The following is a 15,609-nucleotide window of genomic DNA, read 5'->3' as shown; positions in this document are numbered from 1 at the left end:
CATCAAGTCGACGCGCCATCCATAGCAACTATAGTTGAGCAACGCCATGCCTCTTTATTGCTGGAGACGCCGATCATGCAAGCCATTCGCAGCATCCTGGTGGTCATCGAACCCGAACATTCGGAAAGCCTTGCGCTCAAGCGCGCCAAATTGATCGCCGGAGTAACCCAGGCTCATCTGCATCTGCTGGCATGCGACAAACACCACGATCATGCCGGCCTGCTCAGCGTGCTGAAAAGCGCATTGCTGGCCGACGGCTATAGCGTCACCACCGAACAGGCCTGGAACGAAAGCCTTTACGAAACCATCATCGACGTGCAGCAGGCCGAAGGCTGTGGCCTGGTCATCAAGCAACACTTCCCGGACAGCCCATTGAAAAAAGCCCTGCTGACCCCGGCGGACTGGAAGTTGCTGCGCCATTGCCCGACCCCGGTGCTGCTGGTCAAGACGTGCGGTTCCTGGAAAGACCGGGTCATCCTGGCGGCAGTCGATGTCGGCAATGCCGATGGCGAGCATCGTCACCTGCACTCGACCATCATCGATCACGGCTATGACATTGCCCTCCTGGCCAAGGCGCACCTGCATGTAATCAGCGCCCACCCGTCACCGATGCTCTCGTCGGCCGACCCGACCTTCCAGCTCAAGGAAACCATCGAAGCGCGTTATCGCGAACAATGCCGGGCGTTCCAGGCCGAGTTCGACATCGATGACCAGCATCTGCACATCCAGGAAGGCCCGGCGGACGTATTGATTCCCTACATGGCCCACAAGCTTCAGGCCGCGGTCACCGTGATTGGCACCGTGGCGCGCTCCGGCTTGTCAGGCGTGTTGATCGGCAATACCGCCGAAGCCGTGCTCGATGCGCTGGAAAGCGATGTGCTGGTGCTCAAGCCACAGGAAGTCGAAGACCACCTGGTGGAGTTGGCGTACAAGGGTTGAGGCTTTGTGGATTCAGCCGAGTTTCCGTGGCGAGGGAGCTTGCTCCCTCGCCACAAAAGCTATCTGGTCCGAATGACAGGCTGTCAGCCGTCCATCGCATCCTTGAGGAACCCCGGCGCGATATAACGTTGGTAATGCGCTTCGGACAGGAGGAAGAATTCCCGATCAATGGCATCTCGCAGGTCCGGCAGGTCCCAATCGCGAAACTCCGGCAACAGGACCATGCCGTACGCTTCCAGGTTATTGATCACCCGCGCGCCCCGGGCGATCAGTTGATAGGCCCAGCAATATTCCGATTGGTGCGGCACGAAGCGGATCTTGCGCGCCTCCAGTTGCTGACGCAGCAACGCCGGGTCGAAAACCTCCAGCTTCGCCACCATTACCTGCACCAGCAGTTGCTCGAGCCGCATCCACACCGCGCGTTTTTCTTCCTCGTTGTAGCCGTTCCAGTGGATCACTTCATGGTGGAACCGCTTGCAGCCACGGCAGACCAGGTCACCGTAGACAGTGGAACAGAGGCCGACGCAGGGGGTCTTGATGAGCTGGTTGGGCATAAGGCAACGCACACGCAAAAACAGGACAGACGGGCATGTTAGCCCTTTGTCTAAGATTGATCACCCCTCAAACCTGGAAGCCCAACTTACCTTTAATTTTTTTTTCCCGTAGAATCAGCCAGCCTTTTAAGGCGCCAATGTCCGTTAGAAGCTGTTTTCAAAGCGTCACGAGCACAGTCGTTCCTTCAGAGCGGTGTTGGCGAAGGGTCTTTCCAGCGGGGAAAGCCCAACGCCAACCCTCATCAGCTCCCCGTTCTGCAGGCGTAAAACTTTGAAAGCAGCTTCTGTGAGGAACTCCGTCAACTCTGGCGTGGAGGCCCAAAAAGCCCCTGTCGCGCATGAGTGCCGTGAGTTTCTGGATGAGCGTCCCGGACACCCATTTGGGACCACTGATGAGGGTAATAACTGTGCTTGAAGCCTACCGCAAACATATCGAAGAGCGTGCAGCCCTGGGTATCGTTCCCCAGCCGCTTAACGCCGAACAAACCGCAGGCCTGATCGAGCTGCTGAAGAATCCTCCGGCTGGCGAAGAAGCCTTCCTCGTTGACCTGATCACCAATCGTGTTCCGCCAGGCGTCGACGAAGCCGCCTACGTCAAGGCCGGCTTCCTGTCCGCCCTGGCCAAGGGCCAGGCCCAATCCCCTCTGTTGGACAAGAAGCGCGCTGTAGAACTGCTCGGCACCATGCAGGGTGGCTATAACATCGTGACCCTGGTCGAGCTGCTGGACGACGCCGAGCTGGCGCCAGTCGCCGCCGAAGAACTCAAGCACACCCTGCTGATGTTCGACGCCTTCCACGACGTGGCTGAAAAAGCCAAGAACGGCAACGTTCACGCCAAGGCCGTGCTGCAATCCTGGGCTGACGGCGAGTGGTTCAAGAAGCGCCCGGTGCTGGCCGACAAGATCAGCCTGCGCGTGTTCAAGGTCACCGGCGAAACCAACACCGACGACCTGTCCCCTGCCCCGGACGCCTGGTCGCGTCCTGACATCCCGCTGCACGCCCTCGCCATGCTGAAAATGGCCCGTGACGGCATCGTTCCGGACGAGCAAGGCAAGACCGGCCCGATGAAGCAGATCGAAGAAATGCGCGGCCAGGGCTTCCCGATCGCCTACGTCGGCGACGTGGTGGGTACCGGCTCCTCGCGTAAATCGGCCACCAACTCGGTGCTGTGGTTCTTCGGCGACGACATTCCCTACGTGCCGAACAAGCGCGCAGGCGGTTTCTGCTTCGGCAGCAAGATCGCACCGATCTTCTACAACACCATGGAAGATGCCGGCGCACTGCCGATCGAGTTCGACGTGTCGAACATGAACATGGGCGACGTGATCGACCTGTACCCCCATGCCGGCAAGGTCTGCAAGCACGGTACCGACGAAGTCATCACCACCTTCGAAATGAAGACCCCGGTGCTGTTGGACGAAGTCCGCGCTGGTGGCCGCATTCCGCTGATCATTGGCCGTGGCCTGACCGAGAAGGCTCGCGCCGAACTGGGCCTGCCACCGTTCGACCTGTTCAAGAAGCCTGAAGCGCCTGCTGAAAGCACCAAGGGTTTCACCCTGGCGCAGAAGATGGTCGGCAAGGCTTGCGGCCTGGCAGAAGGCCAAGGCGTTCGTCCTGGCACCTACTGCGAACCGAAAATGACCACCGTGGGTTCCCAGGACACCACAGGTCCCATGACCCGTGACGAACTGAAAGATCTGGCGTGCCTGGGCTTCTCGGCTGACCTGGTGATGCAGTCCTTCTGCCACACCGCGGCCTATCCGAAGCCGATCGACGTCACCACCCACCACACCCTGCCTGACTTCATCATGACCCGCGGCGGCGTTTCCCTGCGTCCGGGCGACGGCATCATCCACTCGTGGCTCAACCGCATGCTGCTGCCAGACACCGTGGGCACCGGTGGCGACTCGCACACCCGTTTCCCAATGGGCATCTCGTTCCCGGCCGGTTCCGGCCTGGTCGCGTTCGCCGCTGCCACCGGCGTCATGCCGCTGGACATGCCGGAATCGATCCTGGTGCGCTTCAAAGGCAAGATGAAACCTGGCATCACCCTGCGTGACCTGGTTCATGCCATTCCTTACTTCGCTATCCAGAACGGTCTGCTGACCGTCGAGAAGAAAGGCAAGAAAAACGCCTTCTCCGGCCGCATCCTGGAAATCGAAGGCCTGGAAGGCTTGACCCTGGAGCAGGCGTTCGAGTTGTCCGACGCCTCGGCCGAACGTTCGGCTGCCGGTTGCACCATCAAGCTGTCGAAAGAGTCGATCACCGAGTACCTGCAGTCCAACATCACCTTGCTGCGCTGGATGATCGGCGAAGGCTACGGCGATGCGCGTACCCTGGAACGTCGCGCCCAAGCGATGGAAGCCTGGATCGCCAACCCGCAACTGATGGAAGCCGATGCCGACGCCGAATACGCCGAAGTCATCGAAATCGATCTGGCCGACATCAGCGAGCCTGTGCTCTGCGCGCCGAACGACCCGGACGATGCTCGTCTGTTGTCCAGCGTTGCTGGCGAGAAGATCGACGAAGTGTTCATCGGTTCGTGCATGACCAACATCGGTCACTTCCGCGCTGCCGGTAAACTGCTGGATCAGGTCAAGGGTCAGCTGCCAACCCGTCTGTGGCTGTCGCCACCGACCAAGATGGACGCTCACCAACTGACCGAAGAAGGCTACTACGGCATCTACGGCAAGGCCGGTGCTCGGATGGAAATGCCAGGCTGCTCGCTGTGCATGGGTAACCAGGCACGCGTCGAGCCGAACTCCACCGTGGTGTCGACTTCGACCCGTAACTTCCCGAACCGTCTGGGTGACGGCGCGAATGTCTATCTGGCCTCGGCCGAACTGGCATCCGTAGCGTCCATCCTGGGTCGCCTGCCGACCGTCGAGGAGTACATGGAATACGCCGGCAAGATCGACAGCATGGCAGCGGACGTGTACCGCTACCTGAGCTTCGACCAGATCGCCGAGTTCCGTGAAGCGGCTGCAAACGCCAACATCCCGGTCGTCCAAGCGTAACGCTTAAGACGCCCGCCTAAAAACGCCGCCCCTCTCACGGGGGCGGCGTTTTTTTATGCCTGGGATTTGATGAAAGCTGACTCGCCGCTTTCGCCGGAACGCCGCCCGGAGCAAGCTTGCTCCCACAAAAAAAGGTCAGGCCAAGAGGGAATAGACCAACGCAGTAATCGCCACCAAACCCACCGCCACCACAAAGACATTCGACGCTTGTCCGCGATAACGAGCCATGGCCGGGACCTTGCGGATGGCGTACATCGGCATCAGGAACAGAATCGCCGCGATCACCGGGCCGCCCAGGGTTTCGATCATGCCCAGGATGCTTGGGTTGAGAGTGGCGACAACCCAACACACCACCAGCATGAACGCTGCCGTGAGGCGGTCCAGGGTCTTGGGGGCTGGGCGGCGGCCGCTCTTGACGATCAAGCCCTTGAGGCCTTCGCTGGCGCCGATGTAATGCCCGAGGAAGGATTTGGCGATCGCCACGAAAGCAATCAACGGCGCCGCGAAGGCGATGGTCGGGTTGCTGAAGTGGTTGGCCAGGTACGACAGGATCGACAGGTTCTGCGCCTTGGCCTCGGCCAGTTGTGCCGGGGACAGGGTCAGCACGCAGCTGAACACGAAGAACAGCACCATTACGACCATCAGCACATGGGCGCGCGACAGGATCTGCGCACTGCGCTTTTCAGCCTCATTGCCGTAGCGGCGTTTCTGGTCCACTGCGAATGCCGAGATGATCGGCGAATGGTTGAATGAGAACACCATCACCGGAATCGCCAGCCACAAGGTATGCAGCAACGCCGAAGGCTGCGGCACCGTCGACGCCGTGCTCAGGATCCCGCCGTTCCAATGGGGCACCAGGAACACCGCCAGAAACAACAGCGCCACGATAAAGGGATAGACCATCAGGCTCATGGCCTTGACGATGACCTGCTCGCCGCAGCGGACCACGGCCAGCAGGCCGAGGATGAGCATCAGCGACAACAAGGCCCGGGGCGGCGGCTGCACGTGCAGCTGGTGTTCCAGGAAACTGCCGACCGTGTTGGTCAGCGCCACGCTGTAGATCAGCAAGATCGGGAAGATGGCGAGGAAGTACAACAGCGTGATCAGCGCACCGGCCTTGATACCGAAATGCTCCTCCACCACCTCGGTGATGTCCGCGCCGTCGCGGCCGGACAATACAAAACGGGTCAAGCCCCGATGCGCATAGAACGTCATGGGGAACGCCAGCACCGCCAGCACCAGCAGCGGCCAGAAACCGCCAAGGCCGGCATTGATCGGTAAGAACAGCGTGCCGGCACCAATGGCGGTGCCAAACAGGCCCAGCATCCAGGTCGTGTCTTGGCGACTCCATTGGCTGAGGGTGGCTGGGGCTGTCGTTTCAAAGCGCTCTTCGACGCTGTTGGCCTGATCATTCATCCGGTCGGATCTCCGCTTTCCGGTCACATGCACCCGGCCGGGACGAGTCGGAAAAACCCGACAGGCAGCGCCCCTGGCCGAAACAGGGGCGCGATTGTCCGGGATTAACGAGCAGAAGCAAAGACTTAGCTGAGGAGCGGTTCTGCGGAGCAGCGTTTTCCAGCTCGCCCCCACAAGAACAGCGCAGCAGGACAAATGATCATAAAAAAGCCCAGGCCATCCCTCCCGCCGGCTCCTACAATCAGGTTGAATATCGATGATCGAAAAGCGCCTACAGGAGCCCAGCATGACCGCAACCGTTCTGGTACTGGTTGAAACCGTCAACGAATACCTGCCAATCCTGGAGCGCCAGGGTTATCACTTGGAATTGGCGCCCACGCCCGCCGAACGCAAGACAGCGATTTTCGAACACGGCGACCGGTTCAGCGCGGTGTTGACCCGTGGCCCCCTCGGTTTGACGGCTGAAGAAATGACGGCTTTGCCCAACCTCAGGATCATCTGTGTAATCGGCGCCGGTTATGAGCAAGTGGACCTGCAAGCCGCCAGCGAGCGAGGCATCGTCGTCACCAACGGTGCCGGGGTCAATGCCTCCTCGGTGGCCGACCATGCCATGGCGTTGTTGCTGGCGTTGGTGCGCGATGTGCCTCGATCCGACGCGGCCCTGCGCCGTGGCGAGTGGCCGCGAACCATGCGCCCTTCCCTCGCGGGCAAGCACCTGGGCATCCTGGGGCTCGGCGCCGTGGGCATGGCCATTGCCAAGCGGGCCGCCCTCGGTTTCGACATGAAGGTCAGCTACCACAACCGTCGCGTGCGCAGCGATGTGCCCTACGCCTTCTGCGCCACCCCCACCGAGCTCGCCAGGGTGTCGGATTTCCTGATTGTCGCCACGCCCGGAGGCCTGGACACCCGCCAATTGATCAACAAGCAAGCCCTCGATGCCCTCGGGCCCCACGGCTTCTTGGTGAATATCGCCCGGGCCAGCGTGGTCGCCACGACCGAACTCATCAGCGCCCTTGAACACCGGCGAATTGCCGGGGCTGCGCTGGATGTGTTCGATCACGAGCCCGAAGTGCCTGACGCCCTGAAACACTTGCCCAATGTCGTGCTCACGCCCCACGTGGCCGGCCTGTCGCCGGAAGCGACACGCGCCACGGTGGAGTTGGTGGGTGAGAACCTGAACGCGTTCTTTTCCGGCAAGCCGGTGCTGACGCCAGTGCAGCTACCCGATGCGCAGGCTTGCGTTGACCGGTAGGCCAGACGCAACCACGGCTCATCAAATCCGCTGATCACCCAGCAACACGCTAACCTATAAGACCCCGGCGTGCTTGTGACGGCTGCCGCACGCCATTAGATTAGCCAATGATCGATGGCCTCCAAAATAAGCAGAAGGGATAAGCATGGCAGTTACTGATCAGTCCACCCGCGTGCGCGACGGTGAAGAACTCGATGCCAACCTGATCGACCCGTACCTCAAGGCCCACATTCCTGGCTTGACCGGCACGCCGGTGATCAGCCAGTTTCCCGGTGGCGCGTCAAACCTGACGTACCTGCTCGAATACCCCGAACAGGAGTTCGTCCTGCGCCGGCCCCCGTTCGGTCACAAGGCCAAATCGGCCCACGACATGGGCCGTGAGTTCCGCATCCTCAATCAATTGCGTGAAGGTTTTCCGTACTGCCCGAAAGCCTACGTCCATTGCACCGACGAGTCGGTGATGGGCGCCGAGTTTTACGTGATGGAGCGGGTCAAGGGCATCATTTTGCGCTCCGAGCTGCCACCGGAACTGGGCTTCGACGCCGCCCGCACTGAAGCATTGTGCAAGAGCTTCATCGACCGGCTTGTCGAGCTGCACCGCGTCGACTACACCGCTTGCGGCCTGGCCGACCTGGGCAAGCCCGAGGGCTACGTGGCCCGGCAGATCCGTGGTTGGAGCGACCGCTACGACAAGGCCTTGACGCCCGATGCGCCTAAATGGGAGACGGTCAAGGCCTGGCTCAACGACAAGATGCCCGCCGACCATCCAACATCGAGCATCGTCCACAACGACTACCGCTTCGACAATGTCATCCTGGACCCGGACAACCCGATGCAGATCATCGGCGTGCTGGATTGGGAACTGACCACCCTCGGCGATCCGTTGATGGACCTGGGCAACAGCCTCGCCTACTGGATCGAAGCCGGTGATCCGGCGCCCGTGCAACTGATGCGGCGCCAGCCAAGCCACGCGCCGGGCATGCTGACCCGCCGTGAGTTCGTCGATTACTACGCCGAACGCGCCGGGATTCGCATCGACAACTTCGACTTCTACTACACCTATGGACTGTTCCGCCTGGCCGGTATCGTCCAGCAGATCTACTACCGCTTTTTCCATGGCCAGACCCAGGACAAACGCTTCGCGCAGTTCGTTCAGATGAACAAGCTGCTGGAGCAGATGAGCCTGCAAGTCATCAGCAAATCCACGCTCTGAGCGCACCTATAACAAGGAAACAGCATGTCCAAGACCCAGTTGTTCGACCTCGACGGTAAGATCGCTTTCGTTTCCGGCGCCAGCCGCGGCATCGGCGAAGCCATCGCCAAACTGCTGGCCCAGCAAGGCGCCCACGTGATCGTCTCCAGCCGCAAGCTCGATGGTTGCCAGCATGTCGCTGACGCCATCATCGCCGCCGGCGGCAAGGCCACCGCCATTGCCTGTCACATTGGTGAAATGGAGCAGATCAGCCAGGTGTTCGCCGGCATCCGCGAACAGTTCGGGCGTCTGGATATCCTGGTGAATAACGCCGCCACCAACCCGCAATTCTGCAACGTGCTGGACACCGACCTGGGCGCGTTCCAGAAAACCGTGGACGTGAACATTCGCGGCTATTTCTTCATGTCGGTGGAGGCCGGCAAGCTGATGCGCGAAAACGGTGGCGGCAGCATCATCAACGTGGCGTCGATCAACGGCATTTCCCCGGGAATCTTTCAGGGCATCTACTCGGTCACCAAGGCCGCGGTGATCAACATGACCAAGGTCTTCGCCAAGGAATGCGCGCAGTTCGGCATCCGCTGCAACGCCCTCCTGCCGGGCCTGACCGATACCAAGTTTGCCTCAGCGCTGGTCAAGAACGACGCCATCCTCAAAACCGCCCTGGCGCAGATTCCCCTCAAGCGCGTGGCCGACCCGAGCGAAATGGCCGGCGCGGTGTTGTACCTGGCGAGCGATGCGTCGAGCTATACCACGGGCGTGGCGTTGAATGTGGATGGCGGGTTCCTTTCCTGACAACGAGCCGCGAGGCAGACCTTTGGAATTCCTGTGGGAGCGAGCTTGCTCGCGATAGCGTTGCATCAGGCACAACAGTACCGGCTGATCCACTGCAATCGCGAGCAAGCTCGCTCCCACAAGGGACGCTGAGCGGCAACAGAATGAATATTTATTCCAGTATTTGCAATTAGCGAATATTTATTCCATAAAGAGCTCTCCTGAAAATAAAAATTCAAAGGGCTCTTCTCATGTGTGAACTCGGCATCGGTCTGATTGGCACTGGTTTCATGGGCCGTGCCCATGCCTTGGCGTTCCACAATGCCAAGGCGGTGTTCGACCTCCCCTTGAACCTGAAACTGGCGGCCCTGGCCGACGCCGATCCGCAGCGTGCCCGGCAATGCGCCCAGAGCTGGGGGTTCGAGACGGCTCACAGTGACTGGCAACGGCTGATCGACGACCCGAAGGTTCATTTGGTCGCCATCACCACGCCCAATCATTTGCACTTTCCGATGGCCATGGCCGCGTTGGCGGCGGGCAAGCCGGTCTATTGTGAAAAGCCGTTGGCGGTATCCCTGGAACAGGCCGAGCAGATGCGCCGGGCAGCCAAGGCGGCTGGCGTGGTGACGCGGGTCGGCTACAACTACCAGCACAACCCGATCATCCAACTGGCGCGGGGGATGATCCAGCGCGGAGAGCTTGGACAGATCATCAGTTTCCAGGGCGAATTCAGCGAAGATTTCATGGCCGACCCGGCCTCACCCTGGTCGTGGCGCTGCGAGGCCGCGCACGCCGGTGGCGCGCTGGCGGACCTGGGCAGCCATCTCCTGGCGATGGCGCGGCATTTGTTGGGCGAGGTAGAGGCTGTGTGTGCCGACAGCCAAACCGTGCACAAACAGCGTCCTGCCAACGTTGGCAGCACCGAACAACGCGCGATCGCGGTGGATGATCAGGTCAATGCACTGCTGCGCTTTGCCAGCGGCGCCCGGGGCACGGTGAGCAGCAGTTGGCTCAAGCACGGCTGCAAGAATCACCTGAGCTTCGAAATCAGCGGCACACTCGGCACGCTGGCGTTCGACCAGGAAAGGCTGAACGAGCTGCGGGTGTGCCGCGCCGGCCAGGCGGGTTTCCAGCGACTGCTGGCCGGCCCGGATCTACCCGGCTATGCCGCGTTCAGCCCTGCCGCCGGGCACCAATTGGGCTACAACGAACTGAAGACGTTGGAGGTGCAGGAGTTGATCATGGCGCTGGCAGGTGAAGGTGGCAGCGGGACGGATTTCGAAGAGGCCTGGGAAGTGGAGCGGCTGGCGGCGGCGATTCGCGTGGCGGCACTGGAACAGCGTTGGGTTAAGGTTAGCGAATAGTCACGGCCCGCCGCTGACCTGCTTTTGTGGCGAGGGGATTTATCCCCGCTGGGCCGCGAAGCGGCCCTGAGATATACCTGACACACCGAGGCGTCAGGTCTTGGGGGCGCTTCGCACCCCAACGGGGATAAATCCCCTCGCCACAGAATGTGTCCAGCTTCAATTTTAGGCGTGCAGTTCAGCCAACCGCCTCGCCAACGCCTTCGCCTGGCTCGCCACATCAGTCACCGCCGTGCTTTCCCACCACATCCCGCGTAACGGCGGACCCATGGCGAACAGGCGGCTGGCCGGCTCGCCTTGGGCGTCCAGCACTGCGCCGTCGGCACGCGCTGCAATACCCAGCGCCAACGGACCGGGCTGGACCAACTCTCGGGCCAACAACTGCTGCGGCAACGGCCGGGCAACACGGCGCCAGTCATATTCAATGCCGCTGGAGTTGATCAACGCGGCGCCCTCCACCACTTCCAGTCCAGCCTCGCCCCTTCGGCGAATATTGATCGCCACCGATCCTTCGCCAGACGACACAAGCCCCTTGTACGACGCCGCCTGGATCCGCAACCGTCCCTCCCCGTGCAGACGCGCCACCAGTTCCGCGCTCAACGGAGGCGAGCGATGGTGATGGCTTTCCCACCAAGGTCGCACATGCCGCACGAACTGTCGGCGCTGCACATCGCTGGCCTGACTCCACAAACGCCCGATATGGGCACGCACCGTGTCCAGCGGGGCCTGCCAATCGATGCCCTGGGCTTGGGCCAAGCGGCATTGCCCACGCAGCGCGCGCATCAACTGGCGTGGCGAACGCAGGCTGTGATCATCGGCGAGAAAGTCCACCCAGGCCGGTGGCTGCCGACGTACATGGGGCAACAAACCGTGACGGGAAAATACTTCGATAGGCCCGCGATGCCCGGCCTGTTCCAGCGATACCACGGCATCGACCATGGTCAGCCCCGAACCGATGATCATGACCGTCGCTAGCGGATCAAGCTGGCGCATCGCAGCCACGTCCCACGGATCAAGCGCCGCGGCGTTCAAGCCGCTCGACTCGGTCTGCGGGGTTCGTGCCGCGGGGAACATGCCGGTGGCGAGCACGGCAAAGCGTCCTTGCAATACTTGGCCATCGCCGAGCGTCACTTGCACGGCATCATCGATGACCCGCAAATCGACGGCCTCCCCGCGCACATGCTCCGCCACCGATCCATGGCGCGCGCCCAACGCACGAGCCTCGGCCAGACGCTGTTGCACATACAGGCCGAACATCCCCCGCGGAGGAAACAACTCGCTGACCGGCACATGTTGCTGATCGGACTCAGGCCAACCACCGGCCACGATGAACGCAGCGAGCCATTGCGTGAGATCATCGGCATTGTCCGGGTCGACGCTCATGCGTGCCGCATTGCCATTGAGGGTGTGGCCCAGCTCCACGGCGCTGTAGGCCTCGCCCCGGCCCAACTCGCTGCGCGGCTCGACAATCAATACCTCGCGCCGGCCCGGCAGCCGCAGCAGTTGCGCCGCCAACAGGGTTCCGCTCAGGCCGCCGCCGATAATCAGGATATCGGCCTGGCGGGCGGTGCCGATCACAGATTGCTCCAGCGCTGTGTCCATACCGCTCTCCAGGAGTCAAATCACCACGTTGCGGACGAATCTCACCGCCACCGGACCATCGTTGCGATAAGCATGGGGCTGGTTGCTGGCAAACATGAAAAACTCGCCGGCCCCGACTCGACGTTCTTCGCTGCCCAACAACAATGTCAGGCAGCCTTCGAATACGTAGAGCTGTTCGCTCCAACCGTCCGCGTCGGGTTCTGAATGGTAATGCTCGCCGGGTTCCAGGCGCCATTCCCAAAGCTCCACCTCTCGGTTGGCGGTGGCCTTGGCCAATAAGATGGCTTTGCTGCCGGGAATCACACCGGCCCAGGCCAGCTCATTGATCCGGCTCGGATCGCGGGCGTCAGGCGCCTGGATGAGGTCGCTGAAAGCCACGTCCAAGGCTTCGGCAACGCGGTCCAGGGTGGTCAGGCTGACATTCTTTTCGCCCGCTTCGATGGCAACCAGCATCCGCCGGCTAACACCGGACAATTCGGCCAGCGCCGTCTGGCTGAGCTGCGCGGCATGGCGCAGGCGGCGGACGTTCTGGCTGACGTGTTGCAGGACGGACGCCCGCTGGCCATTTTCTTTGTGCACTATATTGCTCATCTGCCGGGGTTGCGCATTATACTGCCCAACTTCGGGCGCATTGTGCGTCCGCCTCAAGTAGTGCGCAAGGTCATGGCATCGGTGAACTCCCCGCAAACTTCCTCCCATCTGCCCAGGTTCAGCAAGGCCGAATGCGTGCTCGTACTGATCACCATGATCTGGGGCGGCACGTTCCTGCTGGTGCAACACGCCATGACGGTCAGCGGACCGATGTTCTTCGTGGGCCTGCGCTTTGCCGCCGCGGCGGCTTTTGTCGCGCTGTTCTCGTGGCGCCACTTGCGTGACCTGACCCTGTTCGAGCTCAAGGCCGGGGCCTTCATCGGCGTGGCGATCATGCTCGGCTACGGCCTGCAAACCGTAGGCCTGCAAACCATTCCCAGCAGCCAATCGGCCTTTATCACCGCCCTGTATGTGCCTTTCGTGCCGCTGTTGCAATGGCTCGTGCTGGGCCGGCGGCCGGGGTTGATGCCAAGCATAGGCATCATGTTGGCGTTCACTGGGCTCATGCTGGTGTCCGGGCCAGCTGGGGCCTCGCTGAACTTCAGCCCCGGTGAAATCGCCACGCTGATCAGCGCCATCGCGATTGCGGCGGAGATCATTCTGATCAGTGCCTATGCGGGCCAGGTCGATGTACGGCGGGTAACCGTGGTGCAACTGGCAAGCACGGCGGTGCTGGCATTCCTCATGGTGGTGCCGACGCAAGAGGTCATCCCAGGCTTTTCCTGGCTGTTGCTGATCAGCGCGGTGGGCCTGGGCGCCGCCAGCGCAGCGATCCAGGTGGCGATGAACTGGGCCCAGAAAAGCGTCTCGCCGACCCGCGCCACGCTTATCTATGCCGGCGAACCGGTATGGGCCGGCATCGCCGGGCGCCTGGCGGGTGAGCGGTTGCCGGCGATTGCGTTGCTCGGGGCGGGCTTGATCGTGGCGGCGGTGATCGTCAGCGAGTTGAAAACGCGGAACAAAGGTGTCGTAGGGGCGGATGAAGCGCTTGAGCGCGAGGGCTGACCGTCCATGCGTCAGCCCTCGGGTTTCAGTAGCGAATAATCAGATTATCGAGATCGTAGACCCCACCGCCCTGCGTGATGTCGACGCGGTGCAGGATGCGCAGCGAACGATGATCGTCGGGCTGCTCGCTGCGGGGCGCTGAACCGTTGAGCAGTAACACCCTATTTTCGAGATTGAATTGTGCATTCAAGGTCGGTACGGCCGCAACGGCCCTCCAGAATGCACGTTTGAACAGATCGAAACGCTCGAAAACTTGCCCGCGCAATGAATCGGCGACTGACGCAGGGACCGACGCTCCCTGGCTGCTCAAGGCTTGCGTTCGCCAATCGTCAGCCTCCGCGTGCCCTTCTCCACTGACGACACCTGGACAATCCCGACGGTCATTGAATAGCACATAGACCGGCTCAAGCCCTGACTCCCGCGGAAACACCACCACATAATCATCGAATCGCACCTCTTCGATAGATTCGAACGTGGCCAATTCGGGCACTGGCGATGACCGGACGAAACCAACGGAATCGAGCCGATCCGGTTTTGGCGCCACCGGCGCTTCCAGGCCATGGGGTACTGCCCACTTAATAACGGAGGGCTGCGGGCCATCGCTCGTGAACCGATAGGCCCTCTCGCCTTCCTGCCAGACGGCGAGCCTGACACGAACCTTCGCAGGCAAAACCCCGGCGCAGGGAGTGATAAAGACTTCGAAGAGTTCGCGTATTTCCTGTAATCCATACGACAGGCTGCCGGCCTTCACGGGAACTGTCGAGGTGCTCATTCGCAGCGGCAGTTCTACTTCGCCTTGCTGGGCGGCCAATAGTTGCCAATCAGGATCGATCAGAGAAAGCTCATTCAGCGCAACGCAGAGGCCAAAACGCACGGCCTTGGCCCGGCTGGCGAACCTGAAGTGCAGCACGCCGGCGTACTGTCCAAGATGCTCCTGCGCACCGTCGGTCAATGACCAATTGAATTCGGCGACTGCGGAACGCAGGGTCTTATGCAAGTCCACTCGTTGTACCGACATCAACGCTGTACGTCGCTGATCAAAAGTTCCGGTCGTTCCAGGTTAGCGACGACAGACAGGCGAAACTCGCTTGGGTATCGGTCGGGAGTCCGTAGGCGCACCAGTTGCTGCCAGGCATGATCAACTAAGGCTTCGGCGTTGGTGTGGAGTTCGGCATGACGCTGGGTGTTGGAGGGCAGACGCGCCAGATAACCAGCCTGATTGGCAGTGGCCTGCTGCAAAACGGCTTGCCAGAGGGGCCTCTCCGCCTGGCTGTAGGTAAGATTTCGCTGTGCCGCGGCTTTGTCGAACTCGACACGCATTTTCTTACCTTCGAATGCACGAACCGCCATCAGCACCTCGTGCTGTGCATGTTCAACCCGACGGATTCCTTTTTCCAGTGCCTCCAGCGTCGCGTTCGAATGCTGTTGGATTGGCAGATGCTGGATAGCGCTTTCAAGCAGAGAGAATGCTGAATCGACCGTTTGCTCCGCAGAGGCGATGTCCCCAGCCACTCGCTGAGCGTTCGCAAGTTCGTGCCTGGCTCTCGCCGTGTTGTGTCCAATAAGGCTCGACCCGTCGACCGGCGTGAACGGTGCTGGAAGCACACCGTCCCTGAAAGGAATGAGTCTCCTCTGGTGATACCAATGCTTGAGCTGGAAGGTGACTGCGCCTGGGGAATGAAAGTTGGAGGTATCCTCCGGGTAAAACAACAGATCCGCACCATCAGGATGACCAACTATCAGATCGAAGTGTTTGATCAGTCTGTCATGCTCTTTCTTGTCCCTGCAGCCCTCCACATTCCAGATCTTGTCGACAAGAGTTTGAAACTCGGACTCGGTGTAATCCTGGAGTTTGGGTTTAAGTTCCATCTTTGGTTTTTCCTTG

At 61.0% G+C, this 15,609-nt stretch carries 13 protein-coding genes; 7 read left to right on the top strand and 6 right to left on the bottom strand.

Annotated elements, in window-relative coordinates; translation table 11 throughout:
* The first annotated feature begins 75 nt into the window (after positions 1–75).
* Complete coding sequence (locus J3P92_RS11440; protein ID WP_420766576.1) at positions 76–939, top strand: universal stress protein; 864 nt, start codon at positions 76–78, stop codon at positions 937–939.
* Between the two features lie 83 nt (positions 940–1,022).
* Here J3P92_RS11440 and J3P92_RS11435 read toward each other — a convergent pair whose 3' ends face one another.
* Complete coding sequence (locus tag J3P92_RS11435; protein ID WP_420766577.1) at positions 1,023–1,493, bottom strand: DUF1289 domain-containing protein; 471 nt, start codon at positions 1,491–1,493, stop codon at positions 1,023–1,025.
* Positions 1,494–1,900: 407 nt separating this feature from the next.
* Between J3P92_RS11435 and acnB the strand changes: the two genes are divergently transcribed.
* Positions 1,901–4,510 carry a bifunctional aconitate hydratase 2/2-methylisocitrate dehydratase gene (acnB, locus tag J3P92_RS11430; protein ID WP_249877324.1) on the top strand — a complete coding sequence of 870 codons (2,610 nt, stop codon included), beginning with the start codon at positions 1,901–1,903 and terminating at the stop codon, positions 4,508–4,510.
* Between the two features lie 135 nt (positions 4,511–4,645).
* On the opposite strand, the gene J3P92_RS11425 is transcribed toward acnB, so the two are convergent.
* Positions 4,646–5,926, bottom strand: coding sequence for a serine/threonine transporter (locus tag J3P92_RS11425; protein WP_434650832.1), 1,281 nt, complete (start codon positions 5,924–5,926; stop codon positions 4,646–4,648).
* Between the two features lie 286 nt (positions 5,927–6,212).
* On the opposite strand from J3P92_RS11425, the gene J3P92_RS11420 reads away from it, so the two are divergent.
* The 4 genes from J3P92_RS11420 (at position 6,213) to J3P92_RS11405 (ending at position 10,526) form a co-directional block, all read left to right on the top strand.
* Positions 6,213–7,178, top strand: coding sequence for a 2-hydroxyacid dehydrogenase (locus J3P92_RS11420; protein WP_420766579.1), 966 nt, complete (start codon positions 6,213–6,215; stop codon positions 7,176–7,178).
* A 145-nt stretch (positions 7,179–7,323) separates the two neighbouring features.
* A complete protein-coding gene (locus J3P92_RS11415) occupies positions 7,324–8,391 on the top strand; it encodes a phosphotransferase family protein (RefSeq protein WP_434650830.1) in 1,068 nt (355 codons plus the stop codon).
* Positions 8,392–8,415: 24 nt separating this feature from the next.
* Positions 8,416–9,183 (top strand): SDR family oxidoreductase, encoded by a 768-nt coding sequence (locus tag J3P92_RS11410; RefSeq protein ID WP_003180553.1) that lies wholly within the window; start codon positions 8,416–8,418, stop codon positions 9,181–9,183.
* 230 nt (positions 9,184–9,413) lie between these two features.
* On the top strand, positions 9,414–10,526 hold the full coding sequence (locus tag J3P92_RS11405; RefSeq protein ID WP_434650828.1) for a Gfo/Idh/MocA family protein: 1,113 nt from the start codon (positions 9,414–9,416) through the stop codon (positions 10,524–10,526).
* 165 nt (positions 10,527–10,691) lie between these two features.
* Here the strand turns inward: J3P92_RS11405 and J3P92_RS11400 are convergent, their stop codons facing one another.
* A complete protein-coding gene (locus J3P92_RS11400; RefSeq protein ID WP_434650826.1) occupies positions 10,692–12,128 on the bottom strand; it encodes an FAD/NAD(P)-binding protein in 1,437 nt (478 codons plus the stop codon).
* 15 nt (positions 12,129–12,143) lie between these two features.
* Entirely contained in the window at positions 12,144–12,707 is a 564-nt protein-coding gene (locus tag J3P92_RS11395) for a helix-turn-helix domain-containing protein (RefSeq protein WP_420766583.1), read from the bottom strand.
* Here J3P92_RS11395 and J3P92_RS11390 point away from each other — a divergent pair.
* The gene (locus J3P92_RS11390; RefSeq protein WP_434611558.1) at positions 12,702–13,724 is read left to right on the top strand and encodes a DMT family transporter; all 1,023 of its coding nucleotides are present in this window, start codon (positions 12,702–12,704) and stop codon (positions 13,722–13,724) included. The two genes, J3P92_RS11395 and J3P92_RS11390, sit on opposite strands and share 6 nt — an antisense overlap.
* Positions 13,725–13,749: 25 nt before the next feature.
* On the opposite strand, the gene J3P92_RS11385 is transcribed toward J3P92_RS11390, so the two are convergent.
* Both J3P92_RS11385 and J3P92_RS11380 read right to left on the bottom strand, forming a co-directional pair.
* Entirely contained in the window at positions 13,750–14,721 is a 972-nt protein-coding gene (locus J3P92_RS11385; RefSeq protein ID WP_434650824.1) for an S-type pyocin domain-containing protein, read from the bottom strand.
* A 20-nt stretch (positions 14,722–14,741) separates the two neighbouring features.
* Positions 14,742–15,593, bottom strand: a complete 852-nt coding sequence (locus tag J3P92_RS11380; protein ID WP_434650822.1) for a bacteriocin immunity protein — start codon at positions 15,591–15,593, stop codon at positions 14,742–14,744.
* Between the last annotated feature and the right edge of the window lie 16 nt (positions 15,594–15,609).

Source organism: Pseudomonas sp. D3-27, from assembly GCF_051132165.1.
In the GTDB taxonomy this organism is placed as follows: domain Bacteria; phylum Pseudomonadota; class Gammaproteobacteria; order Pseudomonadales; family Pseudomonadaceae; genus Aquipseudomonas.
This window is presented reverse-complemented; position numbering and strand designations above follow the sequence as displayed.

Bases quoted from the DNA above. Each gene is read 5' to 3' on its own strand.
- J3P92_RS11440 (WP_420766576.1), top strand. From the start codon at position 76: ATGCAAGCCATTCGCAGCATCCTGGTGGTCATCGAACCCGAACATTCG.
- J3P92_RS11435 (WP_420766577.1), bottom strand. From the start codon at position 1,493: ATGCCCAACCAGCTCATCAAGACCCCCTGCGTCGGCCTCTGTTCCACT.
- J3P92_RS11425 (WP_434650832.1), bottom strand. From the start codon at position 5,926: ATGAATGATCAGGCCAACAGCGTCGAAGAGCGCTTTGAAACGACAGCC.
- J3P92_RS11420 (WP_420766579.1), top strand. From the start codon at position 6,213: ATGACCGCAACCGTTCTGGTACTGGTTGAAACCGTCAACGAATACCTG.
- J3P92_RS11415 (WP_434650830.1), top strand. From the start codon at position 7,324: ATGGCAGTTACTGATCAGTCCACCCGCGTGCGCGACGGTGAAGAACTC.
- J3P92_RS11410 (WP_003180553.1), top strand. From the start codon at position 8,416: ATGTCCAAGACCCAGTTGTTCGACCTCGACGGTAAGATCGCTTTCGTT.
- J3P92_RS11405 (WP_434650828.1), top strand. From the start codon at position 9,414: ATGTGTGAACTCGGCATCGGTCTGATTGGCACTGGTTTCATGGGCCGT.
- J3P92_RS11400 (WP_434650826.1), bottom strand. From the start codon at position 12,128: ATGGACACAGCGCTGGAGCAATCTGTGATCGGCACCGCCCGCCAGGCC.
- J3P92_RS11380 (WP_434650822.1), bottom strand. From the start codon at position 15,593: ATGGAACTTAAACCCAAACTCCAGGATTACACCGAGTCCGAGTTTCAA.